19 protein-coding genes and 2 pseudogenes are annotated in these 15,799 nt (G+C 51.0%); 11 read left to right on the plus strand and 10 right to left on the minus strand.

Features of this window, described 5'->3' with window-relative positions:
• Positions 1-24: 24 nt before the first annotated feature.
• The 4 genes and pseudogenes from BMX66_RS15005 to BMX66_RS15025 form a co-directional block, all read left to right on the plus strand.
• Positions 25-600 (plus strand): SOS response-associated peptidase family protein, encoded by a 576-nt coding sequence (locus BMX66_RS15005; RefSeq protein WP_177168805.1) that lies wholly within the window; start codon positions 25-27, stop codon positions 598-600.
• A 153-nt stretch (positions 601-753) separates the two neighbouring features.
• Positions 754-1,184, plus strand: a pseudogene (locus BMX66_RS15015) (SOS response-associated peptidase).
• A gap of 264 nt (positions 1,185-1,448) precedes the next feature.
• The gene (locus tag BMX66_RS15020; RefSeq protein ID WP_090883661.1) at positions 1,449-3,044 is read left to right on the plus strand and encodes a tetratricopeptide repeat protein; all 1,596 of its coding nucleotides are present in this window, start codon (positions 1,449-1,451) and stop codon (positions 3,042-3,044) included.
• 78 nt (positions 3,045-3,122) lie between these two features.
• A pseudogene (locus tag BMX66_RS15025) lies at positions 3,123-3,416 on the plus strand (Tn3 family transposase); the annotation flags it as partial.
• A gap of 137 nt (positions 3,417-3,553) precedes the next feature.
• On the opposite strand, the gene BMX66_RS15030 reads toward BMX66_RS15025, so the two are convergent.
• Together BMX66_RS15030 and BMX66_RS15035 are read right to left on the minus strand one after the other, a co-directional pair.
• On the minus strand, positions 3,554-4,270 hold the full coding sequence (locus BMX66_RS15030) for a hypothetical protein (protein WP_090883663.1): 717 nt from the start codon (positions 4,268-4,270) through the stop codon (positions 3,554-3,556).
• A 377-nt stretch (positions 4,271-4,647) separates the two neighbouring features.
• Complete coding sequence (locus BMX66_RS15035; RefSeq protein WP_177168806.1) at positions 4,648-6,366, minus strand: DNA methyltransferase; 1,719 nt, start codon at positions 6,364-6,366, stop codon at positions 4,648-4,650.
• A gap of 340 nt (positions 6,367-6,706) precedes the next feature.
• Between BMX66_RS15035 and BMX66_RS15040 the strand changes: the two genes are divergently transcribed.
• From BMX66_RS15040 to BMX66_RS15070, 7 genes are all read left to right on the plus strand, one after another.
• The gene (locus BMX66_RS15040; RefSeq protein WP_090883665.1) at positions 6,707-6,958 is read left to right on the plus strand and encodes a type II toxin-antitoxin system Phd/YefM family antitoxin; all 252 of its coding nucleotides are present in this window, start codon (positions 6,707-6,709) and stop codon (positions 6,956-6,958) included.
• Positions 6,955-7,368, plus strand: coding sequence for a type II toxin-antitoxin system VapC family toxin (locus BMX66_RS15045; RefSeq protein ID WP_090883667.1), 414 nt, complete (start codon positions 6,955-6,957; stop codon positions 7,366-7,368). The genes BMX66_RS15040 and BMX66_RS15045 overlap by 4 nt, the downstream gene beginning before the upstream one ends.
• Positions 7,369-7,371: 3 nt before the next feature.
• Positions 7,372-8,331 (plus strand): tyrosine-type recombinase/integrase, encoded by a 960-nt coding sequence (locus BMX66_RS15050; RefSeq protein WP_090883669.1) that lies wholly within the window; start codon positions 7,372-7,374, stop codon positions 8,329-8,331.
• A gap of 407 nt (positions 8,332-8,738) precedes the next feature.
• A complete protein-coding gene (locus tag BMX66_RS15060) occupies positions 8,739-9,170 on the plus strand; it encodes a VapA/VapB family virulence-associated protein (RefSeq protein ID WP_090883672.1) in 432 nt (143 codons plus the stop codon).
• A 37-nt stretch (positions 9,171-9,207) separates the two neighbouring features.
• A complete protein-coding gene (locus BMX66_RS15490) occupies positions 9,208-9,351 on the plus strand; it encodes a Tn3 family transposase (protein WP_121169260.1) in 144 nt (47 codons plus the stop codon).
• Positions 9,352-9,534: 183 nt separating this feature from the next.
• A complete protein-coding gene (locus tag BMX66_RS15065) occupies positions 9,535-10,089 on the plus strand; it encodes a recombinase family protein (protein WP_090883674.1) in 555 nt (184 codons plus the stop codon).
• A 110-nt stretch (positions 10,090-10,199) separates the two neighbouring features.
• Positions 10,200-10,655, plus strand: coding sequence for a toll/interleukin-1 receptor domain-containing protein (locus BMX66_RS15070; protein ID WP_090883676.1), 456 nt, complete (start codon positions 10,200-10,202; stop codon positions 10,653-10,655).
• Between the two features lie 21 nt (positions 10,656-10,676).
• Here BMX66_RS15070 and BMX66_RS15745 read toward each other — a convergent pair whose 3' ends face one another.
• The 8 genes from BMX66_RS15745 to BMX66_RS15100 form a co-directional block, all read right to left on the minus strand.
• Positions 10,677-10,850 carry a hypothetical protein gene (locus BMX66_RS15745; RefSeq protein WP_158593437.1) on the minus strand — a complete coding sequence of 58 codons (174 nt, stop codon included), beginning with the start codon at positions 10,848-10,850 and terminating at the stop codon, positions 10,677-10,679.
• A 3-nt stretch (positions 10,851-10,853) separates the two neighbouring features.
• Positions 10,854-11,183 (minus strand): DUF2442 domain-containing protein, encoded by a 330-nt coding sequence (locus BMX66_RS15075; protein ID WP_090883678.1) that lies wholly within the window; start codon positions 11,181-11,183, stop codon positions 10,854-10,856.
• Positions 11,138-11,398: a DUF4160 domain-containing protein gene (locus BMX66_RS15080; RefSeq protein WP_090883679.1), complete on the minus strand. Its 261-nt coding sequence runs from the start codon at positions 11,396-11,398 to the stop codon at positions 11,138-11,140. The genes BMX66_RS15075 and BMX66_RS15080 overlap by 46 nt, the downstream gene beginning before the upstream one ends.
• Positions 11,399-11,414: 16 nt before the next feature.
• Positions 11,415-12,311, minus strand: coding sequence for an ArdC family protein (locus BMX66_RS15085; protein WP_090883681.1), 897 nt, complete (start codon positions 12,309-12,311; stop codon positions 11,415-11,417).
• A 517-nt stretch (positions 12,312-12,828) separates the two neighbouring features.
• Positions 12,829-13,530 (minus strand): DNA-binding protein, encoded by a 702-nt coding sequence (locus BMX66_RS15090; protein WP_090883683.1) that lies wholly within the window; start codon positions 13,528-13,530, stop codon positions 12,829-12,831.
• Between the two features lie 124 nt (positions 13,531-13,654).
• Positions 13,655-14,470 carry an N-6 DNA methylase gene (locus BMX66_RS15095; protein ID WP_090883685.1) on the minus strand — a complete coding sequence of 272 codons (816 nt, stop codon included), beginning with the start codon at positions 14,468-14,470 and terminating at the stop codon, positions 13,655-13,657.
• A 497-nt stretch (positions 14,471-14,967) separates the two neighbouring features.
• On the minus strand, positions 14,968-15,426 hold the full coding sequence (locus tag BMX66_RS15495) for a hypothetical protein (RefSeq protein WP_143058266.1): 459 nt from the start codon (positions 15,424-15,426) through the stop codon (positions 14,968-14,970).
• A 94-nt stretch (positions 15,427-15,520) separates the two neighbouring features.
• A partial coding sequence (locus BMX66_RS15100) for a hypothetical protein (protein WP_218142106.1) occupies positions 15,521-15,799 on the minus strand: 279 nt, incomplete at its 5' end.

Genomic DNA, 15,799 nt, shown 5'->3' on the forward strand with positions numbered 1-15,799 from the left:
GGCGTTCGTTGAGGCTTGAGCCGTGTGAGGTGGAAACTCTCACGCACGGTTCTTAGAGGGGGGATTGGCGGCAACGCCGATCTCCTACTCGGCACTGTTGAGGACGGAAAGAAACAACCTTGGTATATCACTCGGCACACGGACGAGCCCATATTTATGGCAGGCATCACGAATTGGAAGGAATACAAGCACCAGACCGTAGAGATAGGATTCGTCATTGTCACTCAGGATTCAATAGGCGGAATGGTAGACGTGCATGACAGAAGGCCTGTAGTGCTAGAGCCCGCAGACGCTTGGCGCTGGATGAATCCGGAAACATCGGTTGAGGAAGCCGCACATATAGCACAGACAAAGTCACTGCCGACTGAAGCGTTTATGTGGTGGAAGGTGGACAGGACCGTCAACGTGGCCGATCTGAATAATAACGGGAAGCAGTTGTTGACGCCGGTTGGCATTCAAGATGGGGTCAGCTCACGAAACGGACATTTTTGTACGCTAGACGTTTGTCATATCGTCGCAAGTCACTCTGCGCTTGATCTGCCAGCTGCTCAGGGACCAGTTGGAGCACACCCCACCGACTTCAAGTACGAGATGCTTTAGGGTCGATTCCGCCATTTCCTGACGCATGCCGACCCATCTTTGCAGGTCTCAACCAGACAGCACGCAGCTACGCGTACGATTTTTTCCTTTTCGTGAGTTGACCCCATAAACGCCAGAGTCGAGAAGGGTTTAACCGGACGCTATTTCCGGCACATGTTCAGGGAGGGGAGGGTCACCATTCCTGCAGGCGGGTGGTATGAATGGTTGCCTGAAGCCGGAAAGAAACAGCCTGGTATATCACCCGGAAAGACAGGGAGCCGATCTTTATGGCCGGGATAACCAATTACAAGCTATACAACTCCCATCAGACCGTCGAAACTGGATTTGTCATCGTGACGCAAGACGTCGAAGGGGGAATGGTGGATATTCATGACCGCAGACCAGTGGTTCTGAAACCGGAGGATGCCTGGCGCTGGATGGCTCCTGAGACGCCAGTAGAGGAAGCAGCCCATATTGCCCAAGGCAGCTCGCTCCCAACTCAAGAATTCCTGTGGTGGCGCGTGAGCAGGGAACTGAACCGTGCCGATCCATATAACGACAGGAAAGAACTGTTGGAGCCGATAGGCACGCCTGAAAACGCATAGCCTTTCCTCGTTTGCTGTGTGTCACAAACTGCGGCAACCGGCGCATAGAAGGGGCAATAGATCGAGTTTTCCCCGATTGGCGTGGATAGGTCTGTTGATAACTGCCCAAGCTTGTGTCTTCGCTTTGGTTTCCTGCGCGGGATTAGGATTGCAGCACTTTCTAGCGGTCTAGTCTAAGAAATGCAGGGCCTAAACGCCGAACGGAGCTATGATTCTCCTCGGTGCTATATTCATAGATATCAATAACAATAAAGGCACCAGGGAATGGAAGAGATTGCAGGATTCAAGGAGATTGCACCTTATCTGACAAATCCGTTGGTGCTGGTCGGGTTTGTCCTGGTTTTGTTTTTTGGTATCCATCGTCTTTTGCTGAAAGCGGGAATTCTCCCGCCACTTACTCCCCACACGGGTGGCAAGGTAGTGCAGACCTTCCTGCGCTACGGGTTTGTCATTGCGCTTGTCGTGATCGCTCTCGGGTCTGTCTATGCATTCTATCAGGCATACCTTCAACACGATCCAAATTTTCAAGAAAGACAGGCCAAGGCGGAGCATTCCCGGCACCAAGTTGAGGTAGTGAAAAGCGCCTGTCCTAACGAAAACTGGCGATTGTTCGATGAAGCCACGCGCCGTGTAATGGCAGGTGCTTGCAAGCAAGCGATCGACGCCATACCGCAACTTAATGCGTCAGAGCCAGAGAAAGAAGAAGCGCTGGCCAGATTGGAGAAGGGTGATACGCAAGGTGCCAAGGACCTATTTCAAGCAGTACTTGAGCGGAAATCCGCAGAGGGAAAAGCTTCAAATCGGGAAGCAGCCGAAGCTGCGCGACATCTTGGTGCCTTGGTCGTTCTTGATGATCCCCTAGAGGGGATTGCTAAATATCGGAAGGCAGTCGAACTGGACCCGGATAATTTGGAAGGCTGGAGCGAGCTCGGGCGTTTATTGACTGCTATAGGCAAGTGGAACGACGCGGAAGCGGTCTATGAGAAGTTTAAAGCGCATGCTCAGTCTCAAGGTGACCAGAAATGGCTTGCCCGTGCTTACGAAGGTCTGGGGCTCATGTATCAGTTCCGTGGGAATCTGACGCAGGCCGAGAAGATGTACGGGCAGGCGTTGGCGATGTTCAAGCAGGCGTTGGCGATTTACGAGGAGCTGGGGCGCAAGGAAGATATGGCCCACGCTTATGAAAATCTGGGCATTGTGTATCAGAGGCGCGGGGAGCTGGCACAGGCCGAGAAGAAGTACAGGGAGGCGTTGTCGATTTACGAGAAACTGGGGCGTAAGGAAGACGAGGCCTACGCTCATGAAAATCTGGGGGATGTGTATCAGAGTCGCGGGGAGCTGGCACAGGCCGAGAAGAAGTACAGGGAGGCGTTGTCGATTTACGAGAAGCTGGGGGATAAGAGAGGCATAGCCTATGCATACGTAACGTTTGGGTGGCTTTATTCTGATCAAGGGGACCTGACAAAGGCTGAGAAGATGTACAGGGATGCGCTGGTGATTTTCGATGAGTTGGGGCACAAGGTAGGGATGGTCGAAGCTTACCTGGGTCTGGAGAATGTGTATCAGACTCGCGGGGAGCTGGCACAGGCCGAGGCGATGTCCACACAAGTGCACCGGATCGCCGAGAGCATGGGGAACAGGCTAGGCACACTCTACACTTACACCAGGCTGGCACTTGCATATCAGATGTTTGGAGACCTGACACAGGCAGAGACGATGTACAGGAAATCCATTGGACTGTTCCGTGAATTAGGCATGACGGTATACGTGCAACTCTTTCAGGAGAAGCTTGATGCAATTGCGAAGCAGAGACGATGTAGAGCAGATCCATTTGATTGTCCGATTCTGACACTCCCTTGAGTTTCGAGGGTAGCAAGCTGCCGTATCCAAATCTCATATGCAGAAACTTTTTTGAACATCGAAAGATAATAAGAAAAAATGTTCCTGAACCGACTCGGTGAAATCCGCGACCGCAGTTTCGAGAATCAGCGTTATCGCGCGAGCGGCCTCAACCTGGCGGTGTCAGCGATCGTGTTGTGGAATACCGTCTATCTGGAACGGGCAGTGCAAGCACTGCGGAATTCGGGGAAGGACGTGGACGACAAGCTGCTGACGCACCTGTCGCCGCTCGGTTGGGAACACATCAACCTGACCGGCGACTACATCTGGCGGCAGAACCGGCAGGTCGAGCAGGGCAAGTTCAGGCCGCTACGGACGCTCGACGAGGCTTAACGTACGATTTTTTCCGTTTTCGTGAACAGACCCCAAGATTGATCTAAACAGACCAACTTAGATAAAGAAACGGATCATGACAAATACCATTCATTTCAGAAAAAAACGCAATCAGCAACATCCTGAGAATGTCCTACCTATGTGCTTGGTGTTGAAGGAGGTGGAGATGTCGGTGTTGAAGGAGGGGGAGATGTCGGTGTTGAAGGAGGGGGAGATGTCGGTGTTGAAGGAGATGAAAGCTGTGCTTGCTGAGTATTGTTATTTATATAAAAATTTCCAAAGTTTCCTATTCCTCCAAAAAACGCACCAAAGGCGGCGACAAACGCAACACCTATAGTTGTTACGGAAAGAATCCTCTTTTGTTGTTCCTCTTTTTGTTTTTTTCCTACTTCATCATAGAAAGCTTCTATCGTTTGCAAGTCGTTATAAACCGACTCATATAAGGATTTATATTGATTACGATGAATATCATCTAATTCTGTAAACTCACGTGCTAGAACTGAACGTGTTTTAATAGCGACATAGTCTGGAACTAAATCTATCAGTAGGGTTTCTTCAAAATCAGCTATTGCTAATTCAATTCTACGCACACATTCTTTAATGCCATATTCATATGCAGAATTAGATGATATTTCGCAATGTGTTTTTATGTCTTTAAGCTGAGTACAAAAGTATGCATGCTTTCTTAAATAAAATGAGGCTCTTATAGCTTTAGCAAGGTGCAAGCCAGCAAAAATAAATTGTTTCTTTGAAGTATAGACAGACTCTGCTTCATGACGCTTCTCTATCTCATCTAAAACTTTACTAGTAGATTCGAACAGTTCACAAACTTGTGTAAGCTCGTCCTCATACATTTTACGATGTATGCAAATTGTGTTCCCCGAATTCCTTGCATTCGTGGTTCTCTTTTTCTATCTGTTCCTTCAACATTTCCCTGCGATGCTCATATATAGCTTGGGCCAACTCTTGCTTGGTTTTGGGAGTAGGAAATTTTGTAAAAAGATAATCGAATAAGCCGCTCATATTTTCTTCCTCTTTAAGTTTTTCGTACGATACTACATACGCGTACATAAGTTAACTATAGCGTACATAAGTTAACTAAGCTATAGCTTTACTGTCATGATTCATTTGATCTAATTAATGTCTTTGAGTCAGGTTAGGGTACACTAACCTGATGTCAGGCATTACGACGCAATATCGTCAGAATAGAGTTATCTTTGAGTGGGAATCGTTAGAATAGTTTATTTTGATGCTCTTTAGTCTCCGTGACCGCCTTCTTAAACACCGTCTGATCAATTAATGGGATATTAGGTTTTTTTCCGGCAAATAATTCCTCGATAGTAAGAATTTGGATTTTTGGAAATTTTCCATGATAAGTTTCGTAATAACCTGCTTTGATGGCCTCAACGTTCATAGGCTTAGTCGGTTTGTTTAGCGTGATGAATACACCTATTTTGGCCTTTTCACGGCCGATAACGTGTCCAAGATCGCGAATCATTGGGACGCTAACGCTATCTCCTCCTTTGACAGAGACTATGGCTTTCTCAGTAGTTTTACCATCCGGTTTGAAATAAATAATTCCATCAATGCCACTGTCGGCTCCTTTCTTCTTTCCCCCATACGGAATGGCATTAACTAAAGATACGGCCCACCATTGGAATTGATACTTATCAGCAGCGGCTAATGCCGCTGCTCCACTCAGATCTTTTGGCGTTCCATGCACATCAAAGATAACATCAGGAAAGGCATCGGTAAGGCGCTTTTCGATAAGGGAAATAGCAAGATGCGTTATGTCTATCCCAACCCACTTCCGTCTTAGTTTTTGCGACGCATGAATAGTCGTACCGCAACCACAAAATGGATCTAAAATCGTGTCTCCGATATTGCTTGATGCATGGATGATGCGCTCTAAAAGGCCAAGTGGCTTCTGGGTGGGATAGCCAAGGCGTTCCTTGGAGCTTGGTTTGATCCACGATACATCGTTATCGACACCTTCCTCCGTTTCAAAAACGGTTCCTTCGGTATACGGCTGATAAGACCATATATCACCAGTAGCTGGCCCCTCGCCATCCCGAATACGTCTCTCATAAACGGGCCATGCTTGACCGCTAATTATGCGCACAAAGCCAGCCTCATAAAGAGCATCAAGTTTTTGATGCTGAGTTAAGCCGTCATCGTCAAATCCGCTGTCTTCCCATAGCTTTCCCGGAATAGCCCAATGTCGTTGTTTGGCTGAGGGATCAAAACCTCGCCAAGGCTTTCCGCTCTCGCCTTTTCTTAGGCCCGATCCGGTAAGAACGTTCCCATAATAAGCAGTTTTGTATCCAAACTCGTCTTTTTCAAAGTGAGCATCAACATGGCCGCGCATATAAGGTTGCTTTGGATGATTCCATACGTATGTATCCGATGCAGAATAAAATAGAATCACATCATGTAACGGGCCCCATTTTTCGCTCTTGTTATGTGATCCTGTGCGCCGCCAGATTATTTCGTTTCTAAAATTTAGTGGAGAAAATATGCTATCAAGCAAGATCTTTAAGTAATGGCTTGCGGTCGGATCACAGTGTAAATAAAGGCTCCCGGTTGATTTTAAAACACGGTGTAGCTCAAGTAACCGTACTGCCATCATAGTAAGATAAGCCATCATATCGTTTTCTTTGAGACATGAACGCAAAGCACGTAACACTTCTGAAACGTCACTGTTCCCACAACTCATAACTTGATCGAAAGCCGCCTCTGCGGAATCATTCCAATGCCAAGTATCCTCGAAGGCCTCGATCTGTGCTTTTGATTTCTCGCCCGAGGTACCCTTGAATAAAACGTTGTAGGTCGCCTGGCTATTAAAGGGAGGATCGAGGTATACAAGATCGATGCTTTCGTCAGCGATGTGTTCCCTTAAAACTACAAGGTTGTCACCGTAATAAAGATGGTTAATGCTAGAGAGTGGCATGGTTAGTGATTTAGATTATTTGTTACTAATTACGCAGTTTTAAGCAGCGTCAGCTTGAATGCAGACTATAGCTTATCCCATCCCAAGGGTGCCCCTCCCAGAATTTATCGTAATGAAGCTTAATAGCTTGTCCGCTTGAGGGGTCGGGTCGCCCAAAACCGGCAGAATCGCACCGTTATAACGTTGCATAAGGCTTCCCTTGTGCTACAAATCAATGAATGATAAAGGACGTTATCATTCATAAATATGAGAGATGGGGGTAAGTGTTTTTGTTATTGATCGGGACAGGTGTTTATGATATAAGCTAGATTGTACATCTAGCTTATATCATGGAGGGGCAATGCGCGAAGTCGGTGCCTTCGAGGCCAAGAACAAACTCGGTACCTTGCTCGACTGGGTCGAGAACGGTGAAGAGGTTCTTATCACCCGGCACGGCAAAGCCGTGGCCCGGCTGATTTCCAATACCGCCGCTCACGACCCCAGCAAGGCGGTGGCCGCTGCCAAGCGCATCCGTGCCCGGGCCGCTGCGCTCAAACATGGTGCCTTCGACTGGCAAGAATGGAAAGCCTATCGCGATGAAGGCCGTGCGTGAGCTTGGTGCTCGATAGTTCGGTCACGCTGGCTTGGCTCTATAGCGACGAGCTGACCCCTGCCACGCAACAGGTTTTAGACCGCGTTACCGCCGCCGGCGCATGGGTGCCGTCGCTCTGGCGCCTTGAAGTCGCCAATAGTCTGCAAGGTGGTGTCCGGCGGGGGCGCATCAGCGCGGAGTTCCGCGATGCCGCCCTCACTGACCTCGCGCTGCTCAATATGACGATCGATCCGGATACCGATACCTTTGCCTGGTCGGCGACGCTGCGTCTGGCCGAACGCTGCGGGCTCACCCTCTACGATGCCGCGTATCTGGAACTAGCCCGGCGCCTCGATCTGCCTCTGGCCACGCTCGATCAGGAACTGCGCGCCGCCGGGAGCGGGCTCGGCGTCACTCTGCTGGGAAGCTGACGCATGAACGGGAACCCCCTCACCCTTTCTGGAAGTACTCTGGCGCTGCCAGCACTGTTTGCGCCTACCCCGGACGCGGGCAAACGCTTCATCGAGTTCTTCACCGCCAATATCCGCAACCCGAATACCCGCAAGGCCTACGCCCGGGCTGCCGGTGAATTCGCCGCCTGGTGCGAAACCAACGGACTGACCGAGCTACGCGACATCGAGCCAGTGCATGTGGCGGCATATATCGAGAGCCTGCAGCTGCGCTTGGCCGCGCCCTCGGTGAAGCAACACTTGGCCGCCATCCGTATGCTGTTTGACTGGTTGGTGATCGGCCAGGTGCTCGCGGTCAATCCGGCCAGCTCGGTGCGCGGGCCGAAGCATTCGGTCAGGAAAGGCAAGACGCCGGTGCTGGCGGCGGACGAGGCCAGGACGCTTTTGGATTCGATCGATATCGGCACTCTTACCGGTCTGCGCGACCGCGCCTTGATTGGCCTGATGGTCTATACCTTCGCCCGCGTCGGCGCAGCGCTGGGCATGAAGGTCGAGGATATCTATGTGCAGAGTCGGCGCACATGGGTGCGCCTGCATGAAAAAGGCGGTAAGCAGCATGAAACGCCCTGCCACCACAACCTCGACGAATATCTGCACGCCTATCTTAACGCGGCAGCCCTCACAGAGGCCAAGAGCATGCTGTTCCGCACCACGCTCGGTCGCACCGGTCAGCTCTCAGACCGGCCGATGCGCCAAGCTGATGCCTACCGCATGATCCGCCGCCGCGCGGCCGCGGCGGGCATCCTCACCCAGATCGGCAACCATTCATTCCGCGCCACTGGCATCACCGAATACCTGCGCAACGGCGGCAAGCTGGAAGTGGCGCAACAAATGGCCGCTCACGAGAGCGCACGCACCACCGGCCTCTATGACCGGCGTAACGACCAAGTCTCCCTTGATGAGGTCGGGCGAATCGTGATCTGACGGGGGGATGGTGCGTGTCATCTCCTGCCCTGCCTCGTACCCTGTTGGTAATGTCTTAGTTATATCGGAAAATATCGGAAAACACCTGTTTTCCGACACCTCATATGTCAATCATATCACCAGCTCCAAGTGCCTCCCCCGGTTTTGCATGCTCTCCTAATTGTATGGTAAATATACGGAAACTTTATAATTACTTGTTGGGGTGCGGGCAAAGCAGTTTGCAATCGAGGCGCTTGACAAGAGTGAAAGCCGTGTAGCACACTTCAATCCGTGTTCCAGGGTGTCGCAGAAGGAAGAAGAGGCTGTTGCAAGAGAGGCGGTAAGCCAATTAGGCAAGTCTGACTCCAACATTTGCACATATATATACTTTAATTACAGCGAAAAGCAAGACTGATAGAGGAAAGAAAATGAACGAAAAGGCTCAAGTAATTGCTAAGGACTTCGCCGACAAGATGGCTGGGCATCTCCCGGATGACAAGATCAAGGCTGCAGTTGACAAGATCACGACCACGGCGACCAGCTACCCGGCAAATGGAAGTGTCGTCATCGCGATCTTTTACGTGAAGCCGGTGATAACTATCACCAGCACCGGTGGTAAGACTTTTTACGGGAACGGTGGCGGAATTGGATCCGCCGGAGGCGGTGCGTGGTGGGGTGATGTCTACACCGACGACATCGAACGCTTGTACAGAGACACGGTGAGCTTTCAGATCAATATCGCGGTGGCCTACTCGGCCGTTGTTTTCTTCGACCGCGACAGCAATGAACTAGGACATTTCCAGGCGGGCTCACTGGTTACGGGAGGATTTGTCGGTGGCGGGTCAGGGGCTTGGTCGTAGCCTCCCCTGAACAGCCCGCAGGGCGGAATACGGCGGGGTGCCGCCCGAACTCGCTGCGCTGGTGGCGGGTGCCATCAATCTTCGTGCCATCACCGATCATTGGTCCGAACTGCTGCGTCTCGCAACGTCGATCTTCGCTCATGGTGTCGCCCCCATGTGTTACACGATAAGTACACTATAGCACAACGGTGGGGGCAGCTTACTACCGCAACCGCCTATCTTTTCAGCGAAGTGAATAATCCAGTTATTCTGTAGCAAAAAGTTTCCCTTTTGCTACACTAAAAACGACAATGCTAATGCATTGTTTTTTTTAGGTTCACAGTGTGGCGAAAGGCTGTGGCGAAAAGAATGGAGGAAACCAGGCATGAAAATCGGCTATGCGCGGGTATCGACTGACGACCAGAATCTTGACTTGCAGATGGACGCTTTGAACAAGGCAGGATGTGAGCGGATATTCACCGACCACGGCGTCAGCGGGGCTACTATCGAGCGTGAGGGACTATCCCAGGCGATTGCAGCAGTTGGGAAGGGTAACGTGCTGGTGGTGTGGAAACTCGATCGGCTGGGCCGGTCACTGAGTTTCCTAATAGAGTTGATCGATAAGTTACGAAAAGACCAGGCGGGATTTGAAAGCCTCTCGGATGGTATCAATACCACGACCGCAGGCGGGAAACTGGTGTTTCATATCATGGGCGCACTAGCCGAGTTCGAACGTGCGCTGATTTCCGAACGATCAAAGGCCGGAATGCAGGCTGCAAGGAAACGGGGGAAACATTTAGGTCGGCCAGTTAAATTAAACCGGGAGCAAATTAATCACGCGGCGGGGATGGTCAAGGAAGGGCGAGAAACCGTTTCCGGCATGGCCGAGTTGTTGAAGGTGGATCGCACCACTTTGCATCGAGCGTTAAAGCGAAAATAGTCGGGTGGGCTAAAAAAGGCAAATCCAGTAACATAACGCACGCCTCTGCTTGAGGCAGAGGTTGTTTATTCCATATTCGATTAAAAACTGTTAAGTTTCTCGGAGCCACTATGCCCGATGTTTTCATCAGCTACTCAGTCAAAGACGCAGCACTTGCAGATTTGGTTCATGAAAATTTGCGCACCCATGACCTCGATGTCTTCTACGCGCCTATAAGTCTGACTGTTGGCAGCCAGTGGGCGCCTCAGATTCTTGAGGCGTTGCGAAACTCCGAATGGTTCTTCTTGTTGGCAAGCAAGAATGCGCTGGATTCCGCAAACGTCCAGGTGGAAGTGGGTGGCGCAATGTCCCAGAAGAAGAAGGTGGTACCCATCATGTGGGATATACAGCCGAACGAACTTCCTCACTGGATTGCAGATTATCAAGGTCTTGTGCTTACTAATGCCAATATGGGGGACATCAGCCAGCAGGTGACAAAACTGGCTGCCAACATTAAGGCAAGCAAAGAGAAAGCACAGCTCATTGTCGCTGCGGTTTTCTTTGGTTTGTTGGTTTTCTCGAAGTAAAACTTACTAGTATTGAAATAGCTAAAACTCTATTTCTCCACTTTTTATCAAAAAATGGATCTGCCGGCAGCTGCTATTTTGAACCGCGGCTAAAGAAATGGATCTGTTTTGTGAACGGTTTTCCCACTTCTCTGTTTTTGAATTCAAGCCGCCTGCTTCAGCAGGCGGTAAGGCGCGGCCCAGGCCGCGCTGCATTTTTTATTTCAACCTCCATACTCCGTTCTTTTTGATCTCGTCGTGCATGGCGTCCGGCGCTAGGTCGATTTCGCCTGGCCAGGTTACTGCTCCGAACTCGACATGCGCCTGGGCGAATACATCCGGGTCGGCCAGCACTGCAAAAACACCGGCGCGGGGTGAACGCACCCGCTCGGACATATCGACTTCACCTTCCAGTCCATCAATAAAGCGAACATGTAGCCGGTAGCCGTCAAGTGCCTCTACTGCTTTAACCCGCCAAGGTGCCGTTATTTTTATAGGCGGAACTACAGAAGAGGCGATATCTTCTTTGGTGATTGACCGCGTTGACATAATTCCCAATCCTCCATGAGTTCGGCGCGGTGTTCCTGCGCCCATTCCAGTATCAGCGCCATTGGTCGGCGTGACATTTTCCCTCTCAATATTTCCAAGGTGCGTATGTCGATCACTACTTCATACTCCGCATAGTTTGCGTGAAAATGCGGCGGTGCATGATCGTCCCAGTACATGTGAATTATAATTCCAAAAAACGTACTTATGATTGGCATAGTTCTCCCTCCTTGGTTAAGCGGCTTTTTGTTCGCTTTGGTTGCCTTCCACTAAATCCATAATATAGCGGTGTGCTTTGCTGGCTTGGTTGGCTGCGGTGAAGATGGCGCGTTTGTCGCTTTTCAACACCTTCAGCCATGAATCGATATACCCGGCATGATTCGGGAGCATCGATGCGGCAAAACCGAGTTCCGCATTCAGGAACGCGCTGCCAAGCTCGGCAATCAATTCCTCGAAAGCATAGGATTCTGTACCAAAGCGGCTGGCGAAGTCACGCGCTAAACGGTGCTTGGCTCCGGTCCAATGCGTCAGCTCGTGCAGGGCCACGCTGTAGAACTCGATCTCGGAAGCGAAGCGGTTTCGTTCCGGCAAATAAATTTCATCAGTCGAAGGGCGATAAAACGCCTTGTCGCCCTGTTCGCGGATAACTACGCCAGAATGGATTAAAACGTTTTCGGCTGCATCGATCTGCTGAAACTCGTTAAGCTGCGTGGTGGTCTGTGGCTTGTCTATGCCGTCTATCTGGTCAAGATTGAACAACCAGAATGGCTTAATCACGCGTATGCAGTCGGTTTTTTCGGTGCTGCCGCCTTCGTTCTCCGACTCGCGCTCAAGCGTCTTGAAAAAAACGCACGTAACGCTCTTTTCACCTTTGCGGACTTGGCCGCCCATCTCTGCCGCTTGTTTGTAGGTCAGCCAGCAGTCGCTTGAATAGCCGTGAGTCATGGCCGAGGCCCACAACAAAAGTACGTTTACGCCCTGATAGGCTGCGCCGGTCTTTTGGTTGCGGGGCAAACCGTTGCCGGTTCGTACCCAAGTAATATTGCTTTTTTTCCCGCTTTCCAACATGGCGATAATTTCTTCCGTGATCTGTGCATACATATCTTTCTTAGGGGTGGTGATGGTTTTCATGCTCTGGATTCCTCGCGGTTCGGGTTAATAAATACATCCTTTCGCTTGGGCTCCTTCGCACCGCCCTGGGGCGGCGGGGGTGGGGATAGCCCTTGTCCTCATGGGCAAGGGTCGGGAATGGGTGGGGTAGGTAGACGGTGAAGCAACAGGCCGCTGTTTCCTGCCCCGTTGCGTTCTGGTTATCCCCCCCAAGTCCCCCTCGCAGAGGGTCGGGGGCTTGAGGGGAATAACGCAACGGGTAGAGCGGCCTGCACCGTCCTGGATGGGTTTGAGTTGCCTGCGGCCTGCACCTGGTACAGGTGCAGGATCACAGACCATGACAGGCACAGCGTACCGCATAGCGGCTGGCGTGGCCTGTGACAGTGGGCAACGGCGTAGGAGAAATTTTCGGCTTGCGAAAATCTCTAAAACAGTTTCGGTTTAGCCCTGCAATTGAGGTGCACACAGCGTGTCCCGGAACGGACGCGGCTGCTATTTGGAAACACGTCGGTACTTCCCCGGCTGCCGGGCTCGTGCGTCACTTTCGCTCGGACAGGTTGCGGATAGTCGCTTGCTGCTCGGCAACCTGGGCGCGCAATACATCCACGGTACCGTGGGCCTTACCTAATTTCTCGCTCAGCGTGCGGATTTCGTTCCGTGTTTCAGATAACTCGGCCGCATGCCGTTTTCGTTCAACGGCGGCTTCGCTGCGGGCTGCGGCCAGCTCGCCCTTCAAGCCCTCGATCTGGAAGCTCATCTGCTCCACGGTAGCCGAAAGCCCTGCGTGTCGAGCGGCGGCATCGGCCACAGCTCGATGCGAGCCTTCACGCTCACCCGCCAATGTAGTTTCAAGTGCTTCAAGGCGGTCGGCATCGGCCTGTTGCTCGTTTTCGAGCTGAGCGATTGCGGCAACTGCTTCTTCCAGACGGCGGTTTGCCGCTTTAATTTCCGTGTCGGCCTTTTCACGAATTGCCGTGATCTCCTTGCCCGCTTCATTAGCGGCTGTCTGCCAAGTTTGATTGAAGGCCAGTTTGACGGCATCCGGCATGGGAATGCTGACAGGAGCGGGCAACGACTTGCGCGTGTCCTCCCACGCTTCAAGATGGCGGTAAATCGTAGTTAGACTGCCGCCCCCCAGCGCTTCGCGCAACGCTGTTGGCGTTACTTCTTTTCCGGCTGCGGCCAGTTGATCGGCTGCGTCGAAAACCTGTTCCTGCGTGTGAAGCGCTTTGCGTCCCATGCTCTCTCTCCTATTTAATAAGATATTACTCTATTACGTTATCTTATTTTATCAAAAAGGCGGCCTTTGTCAACAGGCAAATTTCCGTATCTATAAGAAAACGGAAAATGATCGACGAATAGTTTTAAAACAAGGTAAGTTGGCCGGTTTTCTTTTTGACCGCGCCAAGCTCGCGCACCTGCTTTGAAACAATATTCGGCATGACAGGCGTCTTATGATCGCCGGTTTCCTCCTGATCCTGCTTCTCATCCCTGTCGCACTTGAGTTTGGTATTCCAAAAACCAAGTACATGCGCGGGAGTCAACCAGTAACCCCACTGCTCGTTGGATAAGGCATTACCATGAACGATGATTGCCGGGACATGCAGTAGGGATAACTGCACATAGGCCATGTGTACGGCGGTTGCATCGATATCTATGCAGGTGGCGTGCATCGCTTGCTGGTAATTCACTCCAGCATCGCGGAAAGCCTCTGCGGTGGCGATAACCATCCCGCCAGCGCCTACGGCCGGTTCCATCACACTCACGTACCCGCGCGCTTTGCATTGCTCCTTAACATCGCCGCATATCATCCTGGCCATCAATGAGCACACGGGGTAGGGCGTGAAAAACTGCCCTGCCCGGCTGTTGCCAAGTTCCAGCGCCATGAACAGCGCACCCAGGCAATCACTCATATGTTCTTCAAGCGATAGCGTGAGGCTGGCTAGCATCTGCGGGAAGCGGGCAACCTCATCCGCCTGATAGCCTTTAATGATCTGCAAGTACCGCGCTTCCCGCTGCTCGTACTGTGATCGGTCTACAGCATTGCTAAATGACAGTGCCGCCAGTTCGCAAAAATCCTTGAAAACCGTATAAGGATGCTGGCTTCGACTATTTTCATTGACCAGCTTCAAGAATTCCTGCTGGTGGGTATCCAATCCCGCGCCATTGTTTTTTGCCATCGTTCGCCCTTCCACACATCCTTTTGTTTGGGGGGTGAGCCAGGTCTTGATTTGATTTGCTCGAACAGACCCGGCCAACCTGCTTACTGCTGTAAAACATCGCTTCGCTGAGGGTTTCGCCGTTGAAGCACGATGGGAAGGCAAGCCGGATGAGTGAGATTGCAAGGGCTGGAATGAATGAAGGGAAGGGAAGGCGAAGCACACCCTTGCAATAGAACGCGGCTTGGCTAGGGTTTTAGTGCTTGGTGAAAATCTGGGCGAAGTGATTGCAGGTGATAAGCGGTGGGATGAGTGAGAGCGAATGAAGCGCAGCGGGGCGCTGCGCTTGGGGTTAGTCCTACAACTGGGATATGAACAGCGTGGTCCGGAACGGACGAGGCTGCTAGATGGATCTGTGCAAAAGGGATCGTAACCGAATGGCCGGGACTAAAAGCCCGGTGTGCGCAGCACGTAAAGCCCGGCCCGCTGACAGCATGTGAGCGGGGCTGCCCCCGTCTTTAAATAATCTTTCTGACTACTTTTAATGGAGAAGCAGTAACAATTTCAGAACACTCGACGCCGGGACACTCTTGTATATTCGTTTTGAGATTGTATTGCCAATATCTTAAAGCTATTGACCACATATCATCTGAAAGGGTTGGTAGTGGCTCGACAGCGTTAAAATCCCCTTTATGCTTTGGAGCTTTAATATCAACAATCTCCACCTCATAAATAAATCCTTCAGAGCAATGATGTGCTTTATAGCAGCGAATAGCTTCAATCGTATCGCAAGCAAATGTACTTTTTAGACGTGATGGCTTATCTGCATAATGCCAAGCTCTTACAGCTTCTAGTGCTATTTCTCTTGCCCAACTTGGGTGGGATAAATTCATTTCTAAAAGGAATTTTCCCCAATTACCCGGATGAATCAAGCTATCGCTTTCGAGGTCACGGTGAGTAGAGTGATATAAAGGCATTTTTTTTTCTTTTTCTCTAATAACAAAATATATTTCAGTTCCTTCATGAACCTAGTCTTATTCCGGCATAAGCCAGATCAGAGTAATACCGGTCTTACAGCGAGCGCCCCATGCCACGTCCAAAGCCGCGCTCCAATGCTTTGAGACGTTGAAGCATTGCGGCTTTCTGTGCCTGGGGCGTAGGGGATTTAACAATATCTGTACGCGCCTGGCTGATGTTAGCCAAAGCGCGCTCTCGCAAATTCTCGATTGAGCGCTTGCGCTGTAGCTGTTGCCGATAAGAGAGTTTCGGCGCATCCTCAGCTGGCTTCCCAAGGTCCTGAACAAAGGCTCGCATCTGGCCGTGATCCTCCTGAAGTTTCTTCAATGTTGC

Source organism: Nitrosovibrio sp. Nv6 (assembly GCF_900110495.1).
Taxonomy (GTDB): Bacteria; Pseudomonadota; Gammaproteobacteria; order Burkholderiales; family Nitrosomonadaceae; genus Nitrosospira.

Bases quoted from the DNA above. Each gene is read 5' to 3' on its own strand.
- BMX66_RS15745 (WP_158593437.1), bottom strand. From the start codon at position 10,850: ATGCAGCGCGGCCTGGGCCGCGCCTTACCGCCTGCTGAAGCAGGCGGC.
- BMX66_RS15030 (WP_090883663.1), bottom strand. From the start codon at position 4,270: ATGTATGAGGACGAGCTTACACAAGTTTGTGAACTGTTCGAATCTACT.
- BMX66_RS15060 (WP_090883672.1), top strand. From the start codon at position 8,739: ATGAACGAAAAGGCTCAAGTAATTGCTAAGGACTTCGCCGACAAGATG.
- BMX66_RS15040 (WP_090883665.1), top strand. From the start codon at position 6,707: ATGCGCGAAGTCGGTGCCTTCGAGGCCAAGAACAAACTCGGTACCTTG.
- BMX66_RS15090 (WP_090883683.1), bottom strand. From the start codon at position 13,530: ATGGGACGCAAAGCGCTTCACACGCAGGAACAGGTTTTCGACGCAGCC.
- BMX66_RS15085 (WP_090883681.1), bottom strand. From the start codon at position 12,311: ATGAAAACCATCACCACCCCTAAGAAAGATATGTATGCACAGATCACG.
- BMX66_RS15080 (WP_090883679.1), bottom strand. From the start codon at position 11,398: ATGCCAATCATAAGTACGTTTTTTGGAATTATAATTCACATGTACTGG.
- BMX66_RS15095 (WP_090883685.1), bottom strand. From the start codon at position 14,470: ATGGCAAAAAACAATGGCGCGGGATTGGATACCCACCAGCAGGAATTC.
- BMX66_RS15035 (WP_177168806.1), bottom strand. From the start codon at position 6,366: ATGCCACTCTCTAGCATTAACCATCTTTATTACGGTGACAACCTTGTA.
- BMX66_RS15070 (WP_090883676.1), top strand. From the start codon at position 10,200: ATGCCCGATGTTTTCATCAGCTACTCAGTCAAAGACGCAGCACTTGCA.
- BMX66_RS15065 (WP_090883674.1), top strand. From the start codon at position 9,535: ATGAAAATCGGCTATGCGCGGGTATCGACTGACGACCAGAATCTTGAC.
- BMX66_RS15075 (WP_090883678.1), bottom strand. From the start codon at position 11,183: ATGTCAACGCGGTCAATCACCAAAGAAGATATCGCCTCTTCTGTAGTT.
- BMX66_RS15050 (WP_090883669.1), top strand. From the start codon at position 7,372: ATGAACGGGAACCCCCTCACCCTTTCTGGAAGTACTCTGGCGCTGCCA.
- BMX66_RS15020 (WP_090883661.1), top strand. From the start codon at position 1,449: ATGGAAGAGATTGCAGGATTCAAGGAGATTGCACCTTATCTGACAAAT.
- BMX66_RS15495 (WP_143058266.1), bottom strand. From the start codon at position 15,426: ATGCCTTTATATCACTCTACTCACCGTGACCTCGAAAGCGATAGCTTG.